We start from the raw sequence: 18,302 nt of genomic DNA, 5'->3' as shown, positions 1-18,302 counted from the left end.
CACAAGAAACGGAGCTGGTCTAAACATGGTGGAGGAATGGTTCCGCTATCCTGTACATATGGTCTGGTCGGTTACTAATTTGTGTAATGCCCACTGCATACATTGCTCGTCAAGCTCTGGAACCTGTCTTCCGGGAGAACTGGATCAGGCGCGGGCTTTGCAGTTAATTGACGAGCTGGCGGATATGGGTTGTATTGATTTGGCCTTATCTGGCGGAGAGCCGCTGCTTCGGGCGGATATCGAACAGATCATCGAGCATGCCGTTCATCATCATATGCAGGTGGGTCTGGGAACCAACGGCTGGGGTCTGAATCTGAAAAGAGCGAAGGAATTAAGAGGGTTAGGACTTCAGCGCATCCAGATCAGCCTCGATGGCATAGGCCAGACGCATGATGAAGTGAGAGGGCTGAAGGGGCTGTTTAATCGTGTGGAACGTGCCATTGATGCTTCTCTGGAGTCAGGACTCCAGACACATATCTGCTTTACTCCCCACAAGGAAAATGTGCATCATACCGAGCAGGTCATTGAATTTGCCTTATCCAAAGGAGTTCATCTGTTCAATCTGTCCCAGTTCGTGCCTGTAGGCCGGGGAAGTCAAAGCATGGACTTGCTTCCCGAGCAATGGAAATCATTGGCGATGCTGTGGGTGAACAAGAGGGAGCAGCTTAAAGGGCGTATGAAGTTCAGCAGCCACTTGGCGCAAATGGCTTTGGTTGATCCCACTTTAGCCTGCCAGGAGGGCTTCCGAGGCTGCCAAGCCGGTATGGCGCAAGGGTATATTTCTGCAGATGGTTGGGTCACTCCCTGTGTTATGCTTCCGGTACATTTAGGCAATGTCCATGAGCGCCCCTTAAAAGAGATTTGGGACAGCTCGCCTGTTATCCAGCAATTGCGTGACCGGAGCAACCTGGGCGGAAACTGCGGACAATGCGGAATTCGGGAAAAATGCGGGGGCTGCCGCGGGGTTGCTTATGGCCTGTATCACGACTATTTAGCTGATGATACGCACTGCTGGCTGCATTCCACACCAGAGTCTGCAGATCGGATCACAGTCTAATAAAAAAGGGGAATGTACAAATGAGCTATGTTACCAGAGATGAAGATATTCGTTATGTTATTTTGCTCAGCCATGCAACGAATGAAAAAATGAGTCTTGAACTCATTCGCGCCCATGTAAACCATTTACGGGAGCTTGACCGGGAGGGGAAGCTGGTATTGTGCGGGCCGTTTACGGATTATGCCGGCGGTATGGTCATTATCCGCGCTGCGTCCAGAGAAGAAGCGGTGCAGATAGCAGAGCGTGATCCTTATGTCCTTTCGGGCAAAGAGAATTATGAATTGCGCACCTGGGAGTTGTCGCTTGAGAGTAACGGACATATGGGCATTGTTGAATAGAATGAAGAGAGGTTGATTCTTTCATGCGGCTTACGTTTTCTTATTTTAGACGACATGACCCCATACTATGGATTCGAGTGTTTGGAACCGGATTATGTGCATTAACTACATTTATGATCCGGCCTTTTCTCATTTTTTATATTTCGGATAAGCTTGGTGGAACTGTGCTGATGCCTCTGCTGGTTGTAGGTCTTCAACCGCTGGCGGGAATTATGCTCAGCTTCTGGGGCGGGGGGCTGGCTGACCGTTACGGGCGCAAGCCGGTTATGCTTGTATCATTGGCTATTCAGGCTTTGTCCATGCTTGGTTTTATATTTGCCGATACCCTGTGGATGCTGATTCTGATTTCTGTACTTGGGGGCATGGGGATGCCGATGTTTCTGCCAGCAGCCAATGCCCAGATTTCTGACATTGTTCCCGAGGAGAAACGTGCGGAAGCCTTTGCCCTTATTCATGGTGCAGTCAATGTTGGCGGTGCGCTGGGGCCTTTGCTGGGCTTGGCCGTGTATCTATTGAACCAGAGTGTTATCTTTGTGATTTGTTCGGCTTCTTTTGTTTTGTTTGCTTTGCTCATTTGGTGGAAGGTGCCGGAGACACGACCGGAAGAGGTCCTGCAGCCCGATAAGCCTGCGGCCCATTCGACCAGACTTCCATACCGGGAACATAGATTGTTGTACCTGTTGACCTTGTTCGCGCTTCCTGTGGGATTACTGTACTCACAGGTGGAAACCACTCTTCCGCTGCATCTGAAAACAAACTTTTCTAACGCATCCTCCATCTTTGCCGGACTTATGACGATTAATTCTATTGTTGTGATTCTGCTCATGGTCTGGCTGCCAAAGAAGACGGAAAACAAATCACCGCAGTCCATGATATTGATAAGTTATGTGCTGTTTGCCATCGTAAGTCTGGGTTATGGATTTGCTGCATCTTTCCTCGTATTAGTGGTCACGGAGCTGATTTTTACCGTAGGCGAAATTATAGGCATCATCCATTTGCAAAAATATGTTTCCATTGCCGCACCTGCAGGCATGAGAGGAAGATATAACTCTATCTTTGGCTTATATATGCAAATCCCCAAAATCCTCGGCCCCATTTGCTTCGGACTGATCTTTGAGTATTTTGGCGGGGGAATGATGTTTTCGCTTGTGGCTGGTCTGCTGGTTCTCTGTGGAGTGGCCATCTATCAACTAATCCGTAATGCACAGAATCAGAAAGTCGCTCTAATGCAAAAGGAGCTGCAGACGGATACAGCGGTTTAAGGAGAGTGGAATCAGAATGCAAATCTGTTCTGTGAACATTGGAAAAGCCGGATGGATTGAATGTGAAGGGAAACGCGTATTGTCTGCGATCACGAAGAAGCCAACAAAAGACCAGGTGTTCTTATCCGTTCTAGGTTTGCAAGGAGATGAACAGGCGAATAAAATCAGACATGGTGGACTAGACAAAGCGGTTTGCGCTTATCCTGAAGAATATTACGATGACTGGGAACAGGAGCTATGCATGGAGCTTCCCTTTGGTTCCTTCGGAGAAAATCTTACAGTACGGGGTATGAGGGAATCGGAAGTACATATCGGCGATATTTTTATGTGGGGGGAGGCGTTGCTTGAGGTTACCCAGCCCCGCCCCCCATGTCATAAGCTGGCTAAAAAGTTTGGCAACCCTCAACTGCCGCTCCTTTTTCAAAATCTGGGGAGAACCGGTTTTCTCATGCGTGTTCTGCAGGAAGGTTGGGTTAGCATGGAGAGCCAATTCGTTTGCTCCAAAACTCATCCCTCTCAAATCTCCATTGCAAGGGTCAATGATGTTATGTATAAGGATATACGGAATAAAGAGCTGCTCACGGCCATTTTACAGGTGGAGGCTTTGTCGCCAAGCGTTAGAACCACTTTCAAGTTAAGGCTGGCAGGGCATTATGAGGATTCTACGAACAGGCTGCAAGGGATGTAAATTGAGAAGCTGCTTCGATCGCACCAAAAACGCCTTCACAGTTAGAGCTGCGAAGGCGTTTTTTTGTGCGAAATTTTCAACATTAAATCCTGTGCGAGGCGGGAAAGGATTTTTGACGATAATTGTCGAAACTTGTTGTATAGGTTTTTCGAGGCGTATCCGGTTGAAGGGTATAGAAGATTGCCCGGAAATTATTCGGGTAATAGTAGCATAATGCGGCTAGACTGCCCGTTTTTTATAAGCGGGTCTGAATATGGAGAGAGCAGGGAGGGGGAATGGACAAGTGCCCAACTTTGAACGAAGGCCTCAAGAGACGGGATTTCCATTTCATAAGGAAACAAGTGATGTTCGATGCTAAGGATTGTCTTATTGGATGATGAAAAGCCTGCGTTGAACGTGCTGAACAAAGTGATCGGGGGAAGAGACGATGTGCAGGTGGTTGGCGCATATATGGACCCTTCGGAGCTGCTCAAGGATATAAAGGGACTCAGGCCTGATCTGGTTTTTCTGGATATCGAGATGCCGGAGATGAATGGGTTGGAGCTGGCCGCCCGTTTGCTGGAGCTGCAGGAAGACATCGAGGTCGTGTTTGTTACCGCTTATCGTGAATATGCCCTGGAGGCTTTCGGGGTGAATGCGCTGGATTATTTATTAAAGCCGGTGGTGCCGGACTTGCTGCATCGTACCATAGATAGAGTATTGAAAAGAAGAACAGGGACAGCCCCCGCAAAAGCGGCAACTGCTGCTTCCCGGATTGTATGTTTCGGAGGCTTTGAAATATACAAAGCGGATCATGCGGAACCCATTCGCTTCCCTACTGCTAAGGCGGAAGAGCTATTTGCCTATTTGCTGGTACACCGGAATACGTATATTTCCAAATGGACGCTGTGCGACAGTCTGTGGCCGGAAGTTCACTCGCCGGAGAAAAGCGATCATAATCTGCACACGGCAGTGTACCGGATGAAGAAGACGCTGCGGGATACCGGAATTGGAGTGCGTATTTCCTCCCAGCGGGGGTCCTACCGGATGGAATGCGAGGATATTTGTGATTACGTCATGTTTGAGCAAGCCGTTACCCATACGGTTAAGATGGACAACGGCAATATTGAAGCCTTAACGAAGGCGGTTCAGCTCTATAAAGGATCGCTCTTCGGAAACAGGGATTATCCCTGGTGCGAGGCGGAGCGGGAGAGGATGTCCCGGTATTTTGCCAGCCTCTCCAAAAAATTGGCGAAATGGCATTTGGAAAAACGCCAATATCACGAGGCGGTTGAAGTCCTCCAATCTGTGCTCAGCTACGTACCCTTTGATGGTGAGGCGCATGAAATTCTTCTAAGGACTTATATACATTTACATGATAGAACAGCATTCTTTACACACTATGAGAAAATGGAAAAAAGCTTCAAAGGGGAGTTGGGCGTAGAACCTCCGGAAGTGTTGAGACAATTATATGCAGATTTGCGATGAAATTCAGGATTTCGGACCTCAAAAAGAGGGCGAAATCCTTTTTTTGTTGTCGAATAATGTCTGTTAGTGTTTTGTGAGAATGGATTGTTACAATTTTTTTTACAACAAGGAGGGGATCATTGGAAGATGAATGAAAAAATAATGAAAAAACTATCCGTTGTTATCGCTGTTATATTTGTTACGGTGACAATACTGTCTTCTCTGGCATGGTTGCCAAGCGCAGTCAAAGCAGCGGGTGCAGGTACGGGGACAGCGGCTGATCCGTATATCATTACGACGGCGACACAGCTTAACAATGTACGTAACGGCTTGAGTTCTTATTATAAGCTTGGTAGTGATATCAATCTAAGCAGTTATGGAAACTGGATACCGATCGGGAATAACAACAGCAACTTCAGAGGCGGCTTTGACGGGAACGGCTATACGATTACAGGTTTAACTATTATTAGGCCTGCTGAATCCTACATCGGATTATTCGGTTATGTAAGTACAGTCGGGCAGATTCGCAATGTTCATTTGTCAGGCGTAAATATAATCGGGTATGACTATACCGGAAGTTTAGTGGGATATATCAATTATGGCAAGGTGGAGAATAGCAGCGCTAGCGGTACGATGACGGGCTATCGTCATGTCGGCGGTCTGGTAGGGAAATCTGAAAATTCAGCTGTCGTGAACGGAAGCTCTGCAAATGTAACGGTCCAAGGATATGCCAACCTGGGCGGTCTGATTGGACAGTACGCCAGTTGGGCGCCTATGACTGACAACGCTGCCAGTGGTAACGTGACAGGAACCGGAGCTAATATTGGCGGTTTGATCGGGTACCTTGACTGGGGAGGCAACGTCACGAACAGCCACGCCAGCGGCGATGTAAGGGGAACAAACAACAATAGTTTTTATCTTGGCGGCCTAATTGGCAGCAGTAACTCAAACCTTATTGAATACAGTTATGCAACAGGCGATGTATTCTCTAAGGACGGTACTCACGTTGGCGGCCTGCTAGGGGCTGGGGGAGGAATTATTGAGAAGAGTTATGCCAGCGGCCATATCACCGTTGAAGGAGGCAGTTTTCCGTATGCCGGCGGTTTGGTAGGCAGATTTTACTCTGGAAAAATTATCAATAGTTATGCAAATGTTCAGATCACAGGGAACGCTACCAGCACGCTTTTTGGCGGCCTGGTAGGGAGTAATTCAGGCGAAATTAAAAACAGCTACGCGGCCGGACAAGTATCAGGGAACGGAAACGGCAGCAATGGCCCTCTGGTGGGTATGGACGGCTGGAAAAAGGTCACCGGCAGTTACTATAACTCGGACATCGCCGGACAAATCGACAATGGAATGGGTGAGCCGAAGACAACGGCTGAACTGATGAGTGCTGCTACTTTTAGCGGATGGGATTTTAATTCTGTCTGGTTAATCAATGAGGGTATGGAATACCCGAAACTCCGTCCGTATGTACGGTCCTATACCGTCACGTATGAGGGTAATGGAAGTACGACAGGGGGAGTACCTACAGACAGCAGCCGTTATCTGGACAACAGTATAGTTACGGTATTGGGCAATGATGGAGGTCTTGTGAGGGATGGGTATACCTTTGCGGGGTGGAGTATGGACGCTGCTGGGAATGGGGCGGTTTATAAAGCCGGTGATACCTTCAATATAGGGACGGCTAATGCCAAGCTCTATGCAAAGTGGACCGCACTGACGTATACAATCGGCACACTGGGGAATCAGACGTTGGCGGGGTTAACGGCAGGCTATGCACCGGGAACCCAGGAAACAGGGACCATAACCGTTACCAGAACAGGTACAGGGGATTTGACGAATTTGGCTGCGAGCTTGAGCGGAGCCGATGCAGGCAACTTTGAGATTGCCGGACCGGCGGCAACTACATTGAACGACGGAACGCCTGCAACTACGTTTACCGTTAAGGCGATTGATGGTTTGCCTTTGGGAACCTACAACGCAACAGTTACCGTAACGGCGGATCATATGGCGGGTAAGACCTTCACTGTTAAGCAGGTGGTTGCTAAAGTGATCATCAAGGGCGATGCCAATGGGGATGGACTGATTACTCCCGCAGATGCCCTGATGATTACGCAATATCTGACAGGCAAGATCACGCTGACACCCGAGCAATTTAATGCCCTGGATATGAATAACGATGGGGTTCTCAACAACACTGATGTACAAAAGATTATGGCGATTTACCTGGGAGGAGCGAAATCATGATAAACCGCATCAATGGCACGGCAAGCTATATCAGACAAACCTTTTCACTATTCCTGGTCTTATGCTTGCTGCTGGTTCCCTTCGGTTCCATCGTTCAAGCGACTCCTGCTACTCCGGTCTCGGCCAAGGTTTCCAGTGTCTCCGGGGCTCCGGGGGATACGGTGGATGTGGCGGTTACAGTGGATCCGGGAGACTATTCAGTATTGCAGTATATGATGCAATTATCTTATGATCCGAATGTCCTTGAACCGGTATTTGCAAATCCGGTGACAGATAAAGCAGCCTCTATGTTTTTTAATGCTGACGCAAATATTAGCGGGACGATTAATGTATATGCCGGATATTTCGGGGGATCGTTTTTTCTTTCGGTAAAGCAAGAGGTCTTCGTCATGCATTTCAAAATCAAAGAGACGGCAGGCACTATAAACTCAGATGTAAAAATTGTCTCCGGCACTTATACGGAAGATGATGATTTGTGGCGTAATATTACGAGCGTGACACCTGGTACAGTGAGTGTGGCTCCTATTTCGGAAACCATAAAAGTTGGAATTGGAACTGCATCCGGAATTCCAGGAGAAACGGTAGATGTACCGGTGACCGTTCTGGAATCCTCGGGGTCTGCTGGAGCTTACGGGTTACAGCTTGATTATGATTCGGCTGCGCTTGAAGTAGAGAACATTGTTGGGGCATCCGGCGATTTTTTCATGTATACCCAAAGTGACGAGGAAGGTTGGCTAAAAGCAGCATGGGCAGATATCAGCGGCGGCGATAACGCGGTCAAAGCTGGTGATAGTTTGTTTATTGTTTCTTTCAAAATTAAGGAGAATGCGTCAATAGGCGACAAGACTGTCACCGTGAGCAATCCAAATGATCTGCAGCATTTCACCTTTGTGGATACACATATAGTTGAAATGGAGAAAACCTTTGTTCCCGGCAAGGTAACCGTCAACTCCCTGACGAATGCGGAAGCCCCGGCAATCTCCGGGCAGCCGGGAGACCGGACGGCGAGCGTAGGCGGCACAGCTGAGCTAAGCGTTACGGCAACAGCTGGTGGCACGCTGAGCTACCAGTGGTACAGCAATACGGAGAACAGCACGGCAGACGGCACGCCACTGGCGGGCGAAACGCACGCGTCGTTCTCTGCGCCGACGCACATAGTCGGCACAACCTACTACTATGTCGTGGTGAAGAACACGGATAATAGCAAGACAGGTGTGAAGACGGCGTCGACTACAAGTTCCGTAGCGAAGGTGACAGTCAACTCCCTGACGAATGCAGAAGCCCCGGCGATCTCCGGACAGCCGGAAGACCGGACGGTGAGCGTGGGCGGCACAGCTGAGCTAAGCGTTACGGCAACAGCTGGTGGCACGCTGAGCTACCAGTGGTACAGCAATACGGAGAACAGCACGGCAGACGGCACGCCACTGGCGGGCGAAACGCACGCGTCGTTCTCTGCGCCGACGCACATAGTCGGCACAACCTACTACTATGTCGTGGTGAAGAACACGGATAATAGCAAGACAGGTGTGAAGACGGCGTCGACTACAAGTTCCGTAGCGAAGGTGACAGTCAACTCCCTGACGAATGCAGAAGCCCCGGCGATCTCCGGACAGCCGGAAGACCGGACGGTGAGCGTGGGCGGCACAGCTGAGCTAAGCGTTACGGCAACAGCTGGTGGCACGCTGAGCTACCAGTGGTACAGCAATACAGAGAACAGCGCGGCAGATGGCACGCCGCTGGCGGGCGAAACGCATGCATCGTTCTCTGCGCCGACGAACATGGTCGGCACAGCCTATTACTACGTTGTAGTGACCAACACAGACAACAGCAAGACAGGCCAGAAGACGGCTTTGACTACGAGTTCCGTAGCGAAGGTGACGGTCAACTCCCTGACGAACGCAGAAGCCCCGGCGATTTCCGGGCAGCCGGAAGACCGGACGGTGAGCTTGGGCGGTACAGCTGAGCTAAGCGTTACGGCAACAGCTGGTGGCACGCTGAGCTACCAATGGTACAGCAATACGGAGAACAGCACGGCAGACGGCACGCCGCTGGCGGGCGAAACGCATGCGTCGTTCTCTGCGCCGACGAATATGGTCGGCACAACCTACTACTATGTCGTGGTGAAGAACACAGATAATAGCAAGACAGGTGTGAAGACGGCTTTGACTACGAGTTCCGTAGCCAAGGTGACCGTTAACTCCCTGACGAACGCGGAAGCACCGTCAATCTCTGGACAGCCGGAAGACCGGACGGTGAGCGTGGGCGGCACAGCCGATTTAATCGTTACGGCTACAGCTGGTGGCACGCTGAGCTACCAATGGTACAGCAATACGGAGAACAGCACGACAGGCGGCACGTTGCTTACTGACGAGACGCACGCGACATTCTCCGCGCCAACGAATGTTGGAGGCACAACCTATTACTACGTCGTAGTGACTAATACTGACAACAGCAAGACTGGCGAGAGAACGGCGTCGGCAATGAGCAACGTGGCTAAAGTGGCTGTCAACTCTCTGACGAACGCAGAAGCTCCGGCGATCTCCGGACAGCCGGAAGACCGGATGGTGAGCGTGGGCGGCACAGCCGATCTAAGCGTTACGGCAACAGCTGGTGGCACGCTGAGCTACCAATGGTACAGCAATACGGAGAACAGCATGACAGGCGGCACGCCGCTGACGGGCGAAACGAGCGCGGCGTTCACCGCGCCAACGAGTGCTGTAGGCACAACCTACTACTACGTTGTGGTGACCAACACAGATAACAGCAAGACAGGCGAGAAAACGGCATCGGTAACGAGCTCCACCGCTAAAGTGACCGTTGTAGAGCCAGCTCCATCAACGTCTGCACCAACTGAAACAGCACCTTCTGTACCTACTGCCACTTCTGCCCCAAATACGGGTGTTGACGTGTTGGTTAACGGTGTTGCTGAGCGGGCGGGCATCGCAGTGACAAGTCAGATCGGCGATTTGAAAGTGATTACCGTGACGATCGACCAGAAAAAACTGGAGGATAAACTGGCGGCGGAAGGCAGGGGCGCGACCGTAATCGTTCCGGTCAATGCGGAAGCCAACATTGTGATCGGTGAGCTGAATGGCCAAATGATCAAAAACATGGAGAACCAGCAGGCGAAGCTCGTCATCCAGACGAAAAACGCTTCTTACACTCTACCGGCCATTCAAATCAACATCGATGCTGTATCTCAACTGATTGGCAGCGAGGTTTCTCTGCAGGATATTAAGGTGCAGGTCAAAATTGCCACACCTGCCGCAGAGATGGCTAAGCTTGTGCAGTCAGAGTCGGAGAAAGGGGCATTTGAACTGGTTGCTCCTCCAATTGATTTTACCGTCACGGCCACATATGGCGGAGAGACGGTGGATGTCGCCAAGTTCAATGCTTATGTGGAACGGACCATAGCCATTCCTGAAGGGGTGGATCCTAACCGAGTGACTACAGCCGTTGTCATTGACCCGGATGGAACGGTTCGCCATGTGCCTACACAAGTCATTCTCAATGGCGGGACGTATTACGCGAAGATCAACAGCTTAACGAACAGTACGTATTCTGTTATCTGGCACCCTATTTCCTACAAGGACGTTGAGCACCACTGGGCGAAAGAGGCCGTCAATGATATGGGATCCCGGATGATCATTAACGGGATTGGGAATGGAGATTTTGATCCCGACCAAGACATTACTCGCGCAGAATTTGCAGCGATTATCGTTCGCGGACTGGGATTGAAGACGGATAATAGTACGATTCCATTCTCGGATGTGAAGTCGGCCGATTGGTATAGCAGCTTTATTAGTACAGCGCATTCGTATAATCTGATTAACGGCTTTGAGGACGGAACCTTCCGTCCGTTGGAGAAGATAACGCGGGAGCAAGCGATGGTTATTTTGGCCAAAGCGATAAAAATTACAGGACTGAAGTCAAATCTTCAGACTAATAACGGGGAAGAACTGCTGAGTTCTTTCGTGGATTCAAGTCATGTATCAGCCTGGGCAGCGACAAGCATTACCGACATTTTGCAGGCGGGAATTGTGTTGGGACGAAGCGATCACCGACTCGAACCTGAAGCGCCTATATCAAGGGCAGAGGTTGCAGTCACGGTGAAGCGGCTGCTGCAAAAATCCGGTCTGATATAAGAGGCGGGATTCTTATCAGAGGTATCCATGGGGCTATGTTACATAGCCCCATGGATACCTTTTTAATTGGTATTATTACATCTACATGATCCTTATACATATCGCTGACCTTCTCGCCCTCGCGGCGTATACACTCATTCTTAATTTTGCCAAAGGGAAAGGAGAGTCAAAAAGAAACGACCTCTCCATCTTCAGGAACCCAAACGGAATCCTCCAGATGTTGTTCCTTCAGGAACTTGGTAAGCTGATTTTGGCTCAATTTACAGTGATTGATGGTATTCAGATGTACGGCAAGGAGCTTGGTCCTCGGTGACAATCGGGCTATGCGAGCGATATCTTCACGTGTCATGGTGATCACGGTTCCCCATATCATCTCCGCCTCCGCTGTATTCAAAATTGCAATATCCGGACTGTACTTACGAAAAGCCGCTTCAATAGCAGGTGTATAAATACAGTCACCAACGATATAAATAGAGCCTTCTTTCATTATATTCAAGATAAAACCGGAAACCGGCCCGAGTAACTTGCCAGAAAGCCCTAGAGCATGTTGCCCCGCAATTCGTTTCATCTGAATACCTTCCCACTCAAAAGAATTATTGACTGGTGTTGCTCTCAAGAACCCAGCAGATCGCACGGAAGCTTGGTCTTTAGGCTGACAAAACACAGGTATATTTTTATTGAGAATGGAAATGGCCTTTTTATCCCAATGATCAAAGTGACGATGTGTTAACAGAATGGCATCCACATCCTCAAAAAGGTGGAGTGGAACAGGCAATGGGGTTAATGGGTTTCTTCGATAATTTCGAGTTAAAGGCACAGGCGAAAGTTCGCCGACCTCACTCAACATCGGATCAACCAGTATACGTTTACTGTTTATGGTTAAAATTGATGTAGCGTGCCGAATATGTTGAACTGAAATGAGCATACTAGACAACTCCTCTAATTTAAATGCCGACAGGTCCATTTTGAAAATATCATATTAATTTCGTAGTATGAAGGAAGCCGTCTCCCTCGGATGGCTAAGAGGAAAATGATGACCATATGGAACAACATCAACCTTACCAAGATGTAATGGAGCAGAATAGCTTCTATCATGATCTCCCCAAATAATATGAAGATCATACCTTGGTACTTTGGTGAAATCACCCTGATAGTCTTTCGATAGAAAACGGTTTAGCTGAAGAGTTGTATTTAAAATTCTAGGCGAAGTAAAGCTGCTGCTTACTTTTGCAATATAATGTTTCGGAATGTTCACCCTATTTTCAAACAGACCATTACCAATTAAATAACGTTCTATTGAATTAGCGGTTGCTAACTTCAATGCCCATTTGTTCATAAATTGAGGAGCATTAAACGATTTGGAATTTCTTTTCGCAACAGGGGGCTGAAGTAAAGTAATAGTATTCCTCGTATCTATGTACTCTCGCACTAATGCTTCCAGCAGAATAACCGCTCCGAAAGAATGGCCAATCCAATGTGCACCATTAGTAGCTTTTCCCAATAACTCTTTCACTAAATTTAAATAGAGATCCAGAAGATTTTTCTCTCGTTTAAAAGGGGAACGTCCTAAACCTGGAAGATCTGGAATCCATACAGGTTGCCCAGTTTTTTCATGAAGCTCTAGTCCTAGAGGAAATAAATCCTCTCCATCACTCATTAAACCGTGTAATAAAATAAATGGCTTACCCTCTCCTTGTATTTGATAAATCACAGTGTTTCCGATTAAGGTTCGTTCAAATGCATGATTATCCTGGTCATTTTGATTCATCAAGCGGTAATCCAAATCCGCTACTACGACTGGGAAAAAATTCATTACACTCGTCTTATTAAACCAATCTTCTCCCATGATTTTTTTCGATGAATCATTTGAAAACTTTCTATTTGTTATAAAGTTCAGTCCATCAGATGGAATTTGTGTTATTTTACTTATTCCACTTTTCATAAGGGCCTTCATGAAATGAATGGGCACAGAGATTTTAGGTGCTGCCATATTCATACTTTCTGACATAACGTCTAATAATTCAGATATATCCGGATCAAGCTGTTTGTCTTGAACAAGTGTATATGTTTGAATAGACGATTGCTCCTGCTTAAAAACCTGAACAATAAACTTCGCTAGCTCATCGTTTGAAATCAGTGGTAATTTATACCCCTTGCCTCCAGGAATAACTGGCATCAGCCCTCTTCGCATACTCGTCACAAGCAAGCCTAAGCCTGCTGTTTGCTCTGTACTCCCTGTTTTACTACTGCCCACTACAGTTGGTGGATTAATCACAGAAAGCGGATATCCTATTGCGGATGCCTGCTGGCGAATATAAAGATCTGCCAAAAATTTTGTTCTTTCATAAGAGTTTTTTATTTTCAAATAGTCGTGACCTTCTTTAAACACATCAATCGCAACCTTGCTATTATTATCATCAAAGGGGCTCATATATCCTACTACATGAATAAATTGCTGCAAGCCTTTCAATTGATGGATACTTTTAGCGAATTCACTGATATACTTGGCCCCGTTTAAAAATACAGATGTTGCCTCTTGCTTTGTCGCTTGAATATCCATTTGTCCACCTGCATGAATAATAACATCCGTGTCCAATACTCTATCCTTATCTTCATCACTTAAACCTAAATCTGTTTTCGTCAAATCACCTTCAATAAAGTGCAGGGCTGCCTTGTTTAAAATATCTTTTTCTTGAAAAGTACGTGTTGCTTTACTTTTCGACCTCACTAAAAGAAAAATCATAACATCCTCTTTAAGAAGTTCCTTCACTAATTGCCTCCCAATAAAGCCTGTTCCACCTGTTAAAAATATTGTCTTCACATCTTCCACTCTCCAGTTTAGTACTATTCAGTACTAATTTAGTGTAAAAAAAATGCTTCTCTTATCGAAGCAAGTTAAAAAATTGGTTGGCTGTTTTCGTGATAACAGTTGCATCCTTCAATGTTTCTGAAATAAACAGCGCTCCTTCAAGATTCGTTATAAACAGTGCCGCTACCTCGTCAATATGAATCGTACTTCTAAACTCTCCTTTTTCTACTCCTTGTTTTAGTAATAGAGATACTTTTATTTGTAATTCTGCAAAAAAGAGACCTATTTTTTCTTTTATGTGCGTAGCTTGTGTAGGACTTTGAATATAAAGAGTAATAAATGGACAACTACCCTTATACTTTCTTGACTGAACTCCCTGTGATAAATGCTCTAAAAACATCTGGACACGATCTTCAACTGATAATTGGTTCTGAGAAAGTATTTGATCAATGGCACGCTGATACGTTTCAATCCAATAATCAACGACCCCTTCTAACAATTTTTCCTTATCAGAAAAGTGATAATACACATTAGATTTTGATACTTTGCTTACACGCACTAATTCATCCATACTTGTATAAGCAAATCCTTTTTCTAAAAATAATGTTGCTGCGACCTCAATCACACGTTTTTGATTCATTAATTTCACCTTTGTCATAACTAGAACTATACAGTACTAATTTGAATATTGCAAATAATCATAAACAGCAGGGGGAGGGTGCAGCCGCATGAATAAGACGGATCGTTTGTTAGCCATAGTGCTTGAGCTGCAGCGTAATAAGGTGCTGCGGGCCGAGGATTTGGCCGCTACCTTTGAAACAAGCGTGAGAACCATTTATAGGGATATTCAAGCTTTAAGTGAAGCTGGTGTATCCGTGATAGGGGCGCCAGGACAGGGATACTCCTTAATGGAGGGGTATTTCCTGCCGCCAGTCAGCTTTACGGTAGAAGAAGCTGTGACGTTACTTATCGGGACGGATTTTATCGAGCAGTGGTTTGATGTCCACTATGGCCGTAAGTCTCGTACTTCCAGAGGAAAGATTGAAGCCATCCTCCCGGAACCGGTCCGCAGTGAGGCTGCCCGGATACGTAAGAGCATTCGGTTGCGTACGTCCGCTGAAGATGTATCACGAATACAAGAGAAGGCATACCTGGAAGCGATTCGTCAGGCGATCCTGGAGGAACGAAAAATAAGCTTTCACTATTCCAAAAAAATTGCCGAAGCCGATGGAAACCGCCAAAGCGTTCGTACGGTTGCTCCTTATGGGCTTGTGCTCCTTCATGGGGCATGGGTACTCATCGCGTGGTGTGAATTGCGTCAAGACATCCGTCATTTCCGGTTGTCCCGGATGACGGAGCTTATTGAACTGGAAGCTGGATTCAAGCTTCCAGCAGATTTTAATTTGGAGGCATACCGGCCTCCAGACGACCGCAACATCCGTGTGCGCATCCGGGTCCAGCCTGACATTGCCGATAAGGTAAGGGAGTCGAACAACTTCTATATAGATACGATAGAGGATCAACCGGAAGGCTTGCTGGTAACCTTTCGTGTTAGGCAGGCGGAGGAACTGCTGCAATCCGTGCTCGGCTGGGGAGCCGGAGTGGTTGTACTGGAGCCGGAATCCTTCCGGAATCGGGTTAGAGACGAACTGGAGAACATGTTGAAACGCTACTGACATAAGGGTGTCAGTAGCGTTTTAGTATACTTAGAACAAAAGATGATTAAAGGAGCTAATACATGATGGTTACAACTAAGGAAGCCTTACAACGTTTTGAGGAAACTGTGGCACATTATATTGATGAACTGGATCCATTCAGTATGGAGCAGCTGAAGCAAAAGCCAAGCGACAACGAGTGGTCTATCGGACAGATGGTTCAACATCTTATTAACTCGGCGCTGTATATGCAGCTTCGCAATGTAGATCAATGCCTGGTGCCAAGCGAAGATTCCCTGGTATCTCAAGCGGGAAAAACCGAAGCAGGTGCGGCTATATTCGCTGAAGGAAGTTTCCCGCCCGTTCGTGTTCAGGTTCCGCCTTCCCCCCAATATACGCCGCAGCAGCCGGAAAGCAAAGAGCAGCTAATTCAAGGGCTGCACATGGTCAACCAGAGAATGAAGGAGATTGAACCTACCCTTGAGCAAGCGTCCAAACAAAATACAGTGCCTCATCCGCGATTCGGTGGACTGTGCGCAGAGGAATGGTTTCTGCTTGTTGAAATGCATTACCGTCATCATCTTCTGCAGCTGGACCGCTTAAAACAAGGTTTGGTTCATGTTCATGAATGAACAAGCCAACGTTGCCTCTTCTGAATAGGTAGAAAGGTATGGAGTTGAAGCTCGCACAGCCTGTTTTTCATCATTCCGGCTATGGTAGAAACACACACCATGGAGAGGGTGCTGATTACAGCTGCTGCGAGCTTTTATTGTTCGGGGGGTCTTAAATGCAGGCCTTTTTGTCATTAAAAGTCGAATTTCCAAATGCATTCTATAGTAACCGCTTTCATTTCATTGTAGAATAGATAAAAATGAAGGTATTCCATTGACACGGTTACAAGGGAGCATGCCCATGGAGAGGTTCTGGTTCAGGAAAAAGTATATTCCGTTCACCTACAAGATGATGATTCCGTATCTCATTCTTGTATTGCTGACAGATGTACTGGTCGGCTATATCGCATATACGATGCTCATTCAATCCAGGACAGAGATGGCGGAAACGAATATCAGGACCGCTTTGAAGCAGACAAGGAATAACATCGAATACCAGACGGATGAAATCAAACGAATGAGTAATTCGCTGTTTCTCAATTCGAACTTTCAGAATGCCCTTCAGTTTAGGGGGGAGCCTTTGGATAACATGCTTAAGATGAGAGACGATATCGTTCCTTATATGAAGGCCCCTCTGCAATTGTACGGGAACAAGCTGAGACTTACGCTCTATACCGTGAATGAGACGATGCTTGAAATTACCGGTGACGAGATGTCGATGCCGATCGGTAGAAGCGATTATTATGTTCTTCCTTACCGGACGATCAAAAATGCGGAGTGGTTTCAGTCGATCGTCACGGATAGCAAAGACAGCCTGTGGCTTCAGGCAGACACCGATCGCGAGCTGGGCAACATTTCGTATGTCCGTAAGCTCGTTTCATCAAATGGTCCGGCCATTATCGGTTATATTCGTGTCACGGCGAGAATTGACGAGCTTTTTGGCAATTTCGATACCTTTCCGATTGAACAGGGGCTTGACCTTCGTTTGATTGACAGGATGCAAGGATCGACTATATATGAACAGGGTATTGTAGATGAACATGCGAAGCAAGATTCTTATTTGATTATTAGCGAAGATGTTCCGATACCGGGATATGCCATCGAGGCAAGGGTACCGCACACTTATTTGAACAAAGACGCGAGCAGAATGCAGAAGGTGATTGGCACCGTCTGTTCCATCAGCTTTTTGGTTATGGCTGTTATCGGTTTCCTGGTTGCCCGAATCTCCGGTAAAAAAATTAAACGGATCGTATATTTGGTCCAGTCGTTTCAGGAAGGGAATTTTTACAAAAGAATCGGGTTTTCAGGAAACGATGAATTTGTCTACATTGCCAATAGCTTTAATCAAATGGCCACGAGCATCCAGGAACTGATCCACGACGTCTACGAGCAGGGCATCCAGAAAAAACAAGCTGAGCTGGATGTGCTGCAAGCCCAAATCAGTCCGCATTTCTTGTACAATACACTGTCGACGATTGGCAGTTTGGCCAATTTGGGGGAAGTTGAGAAGGTTACGAGGATGGTACAAGGCCTTTCCAAATTTTATCGGCTCACCTTAAACGAAGGGCATGTGTATATCTCTCTGGAAAAAGAGTTGGAGCAGGTAAGGACCTATCTTGAAATCCAGAGAGTAAAGTATGCGGATGCCTTCAAGGTATATTATGATATCGATCCGGAAATTTTACAGATTCCCATTATTAAGCTGATTTTGCAGCCGTTTGTCGAGAACATATTCAAGCACGCCTGGTTCGGTGAGACGATTGCGATCCGTATTACCGGAAAGCAGCTTAGCGACCGGATTGAACTTAAGGTCATTGATAACGGGATCGGTATGCGGCCGGATACCCTTAGAACAATGCGGTCGAACCCGCTTCATTCTGACAGCTATGGTCTGAGAAACGTGGAAGAACGAATCAAACTGAGATACGGTAATGATTTCGGCATTCAGATTGGCAGCCATTTTGGGGCGGGAACGACAGTTCAAATTATTTTACCGGTGGATAATGCGGAAATCCGGGAAGATTTGGGGGAGTAGGGGGAT

Annotated in this window: 13 protein-coding genes; 10 read left to right on the top strand and 3 right to left on the bottom strand. The window is 47.1% G+C overall.

The window, feature by feature from the left end:
- Positions 1-25: 25 nt before the first annotated feature.
- The 7 genes from H70357_RS33275 (at position 26) to H70357_RS35575 (ending at position 11,186) form a co-directional block, all read left to right on the top strand.
- Complete coding sequence (locus tag H70357_RS33275; RefSeq protein WP_038598043.1) at positions 26-1,057, top strand: radical SAM/SPASM domain-containing protein; 1,032 nt, start codon at positions 26-28, stop codon at positions 1,055-1,057.
- 20 nt (positions 1,058-1,077) lie between these two features.
- Positions 1,078-1,395 carry a YciI family protein gene (locus tag H70357_RS33270; RefSeq protein ID WP_052092395.1) on the top strand — a complete coding sequence of 106 codons (318 nt, stop codon included), beginning with the start codon at positions 1,078-1,080 and terminating at the stop codon, positions 1,393-1,395.
- A gap of 23 nt (positions 1,396-1,418) precedes the next feature.
- Positions 1,419-2,657 carry an MDR family MFS transporter gene (locus H70357_RS33265; RefSeq protein ID WP_052092394.1) on the top strand — a complete coding sequence of 413 codons (1,239 nt, stop codon included), beginning with the start codon at positions 1,419-1,421 and terminating at the stop codon, positions 2,655-2,657.
- 16 nt (positions 2,658-2,673) lie between these two features.
- Positions 2,674-3,345, top strand: a complete 672-nt coding sequence (locus H70357_RS33260; RefSeq protein WP_038598042.1) for an MOSC domain-containing protein — start codon at positions 2,674-2,676, stop codon at positions 3,343-3,345.
- A 369-nt stretch (positions 3,346-3,714) separates the two neighbouring features.
- Positions 3,715-4,812, top strand: a complete 1,098-nt coding sequence (locus H70357_RS33255) for a response regulator (RefSeq protein ID WP_052092393.1) — start codon at positions 3,715-3,717, stop codon at positions 4,810-4,812.
- A 126-nt stretch (positions 4,813-4,938) separates the two neighbouring features.
- Positions 4,939-7,041, top strand: a complete 2,103-nt coding sequence (locus H70357_RS33250; RefSeq protein WP_038598040.1) for a GLUG motif-containing protein — start codon at positions 4,939-4,941, stop codon at positions 7,039-7,041.
- Positions 7,038-11,186 (top strand): S-layer homology domain-containing protein, encoded by a 4,149-nt coding sequence (locus H70357_RS35575; RefSeq protein WP_052092392.1) that lies wholly within the window; start codon positions 7,038-7,040, stop codon positions 11,184-11,186. Before H70357_RS33250 ends, H70357_RS35575 begins: the two co-directional genes overlap by 4 nt.
- A 166-nt stretch (positions 11,187-11,352) precedes the next feature.
- On the opposite strand, the gene H70357_RS33240 is transcribed toward H70357_RS35575, so the two are convergent.
- The 3 genes from H70357_RS33240 to H70357_RS33230 form a co-directional block, all read right to left on the bottom strand.
- The gene (locus H70357_RS33240; protein WP_052092391.1) at positions 11,353-12,111 is read right to left on the bottom strand and encodes an MBL fold metallo-hydrolase; all 759 of its coding nucleotides are present in this window, start codon (positions 12,109-12,111) and stop codon (positions 11,353-11,355) included.
- Positions 12,112-12,165: 54 nt separating this feature from the next.
- The gene (locus H70357_RS33235; RefSeq protein ID WP_038598038.1) at positions 12,166-14,007 is read right to left on the bottom strand and encodes an alpha/beta fold hydrolase; all 1,842 of its coding nucleotides are present in this window, start codon (positions 14,005-14,007) and stop codon (positions 12,166-12,168) included.
- Positions 14,008-14,068: 61 nt separating this feature from the next.
- Positions 14,069-14,635 (bottom strand): TetR/AcrR family transcriptional regulator, encoded by a 567-nt coding sequence (locus H70357_RS33230; RefSeq protein ID WP_038598037.1) that lies wholly within the window; start codon positions 14,633-14,635, stop codon positions 14,069-14,071.
- Between the two features lie 88 nt (positions 14,636-14,723).
- Between H70357_RS33230 and H70357_RS33225 the strand changes: the two genes are divergently transcribed.
- The 3 genes from H70357_RS33225 to H70357_RS33215 all read left to right on the top strand — a co-directional run bounded on the left by H70357_RS33225 (position 14,724) and on the right by H70357_RS33215 (position 18,296).
- Positions 14,724-15,671 (top strand): helix-turn-helix transcriptional regulator, encoded by a 948-nt coding sequence (locus H70357_RS33225; RefSeq protein WP_038598035.1) that lies wholly within the window; start codon positions 14,724-14,726, stop codon positions 15,669-15,671.
- A 65-nt stretch (positions 15,672-15,736) separates the two neighbouring features.
- Positions 15,737-16,282 (top strand): DinB family protein, encoded by a 546-nt coding sequence (locus tag H70357_RS33220; RefSeq protein WP_038601162.1) that lies wholly within the window; start codon positions 15,737-15,739, stop codon positions 16,280-16,282.
- A gap of 280 nt (positions 16,283-16,562) precedes the next feature.
- Positions 16,563-18,296: a sensor histidine kinase gene (locus tag H70357_RS33215; RefSeq protein WP_038598033.1), complete on the top strand. Its 1,734-nt coding sequence runs from the start codon at positions 16,563-16,565 to the stop codon at positions 18,294-18,296.
- Positions 18,297-18,302 lie beyond the last annotated feature (6 nt).

The sequence above is a fragment of the Paenibacillus sp. FSL H7-0357 genome (genome assembly GCF_000758525.1).
Lineage (GTDB): Bacteria > Bacillota > Bacilli > Paenibacillales > Paenibacillaceae > Paenibacillus_AQ.
The sequence above is the reverse complement of the archived record's forward strand: the minus strand, read 5'-3'. Positions and strand labels throughout refer to the sequence as shown.

What these genes read in the sequence shown, in the direction of transcription:
- H70357_RS33275 (WP_038598043.1), top strand. Translation starts at nt 26, where the DNA reads ATGGTGGAGGAATGGTTCCGCTATCCTGTACATATGGTCTGGTCGGTT.
- H70357_RS33270 (WP_052092395.1), top strand. Translation starts at nt 1,078, where the DNA reads ATGAGCTATGTTACCAGAGATGAAGATATTCGTTATGTTATTTTGCTC.
- H70357_RS33265 (WP_052092394.1), top strand. Translation starts at nt 1,419, where the DNA reads ATGCGGCTTACGTTTTCTTATTTTAGACGACATGACCCCATACTATGG.
- H70357_RS33260 (WP_038598042.1), top strand. Translation starts at nt 2,674, where the DNA reads ATGCAAATCTGTTCTGTGAACATTGGAAAAGCCGGATGGATTGAATGT.
- H70357_RS33250 (WP_038598040.1), top strand. Translation starts at nt 4,939, where the DNA reads ATGAATGAAAAAATAATGAAAAAACTATCCGTTGTTATCGCTGTTATA.
- H70357_RS35575 (WP_052092392.1), top strand. Translation starts at nt 7,038, where the DNA reads ATGATAAACCGCATCAATGGCACGGCAAGCTATATCAGACAAACCTTT.
- H70357_RS33240 (WP_052092391.1), bottom strand. Translation starts at nt 12,111, where the DNA reads ATGCTCATTTCAGTTCAACATATTCGGCACGCTACATCAATTTTAACC.
- H70357_RS33230 (WP_038598037.1), bottom strand. Translation starts at nt 14,635, where the DNA reads ATGAATCAAAAACGTGTGATTGAGGTCGCAGCAACATTATTTTTAGAA.
- H70357_RS33225 (WP_038598035.1), top strand. Translation starts at nt 14,724, where the DNA reads ATGAATAAGACGGATCGTTTGTTAGCCATAGTGCTTGAGCTGCAGCGT.
- H70357_RS33220 (WP_038601162.1), top strand. Translation starts at nt 15,737, where the DNA reads ATGGTTACAACTAAGGAAGCCTTACAACGTTTTGAGGAAACTGTGGCA.
- H70357_RS33215 (WP_038598033.1), top strand. Translation starts at nt 16,563, where the DNA reads ATGGAGAGGTTCTGGTTCAGGAAAAAGTATATTCCGTTCACCTACAAG.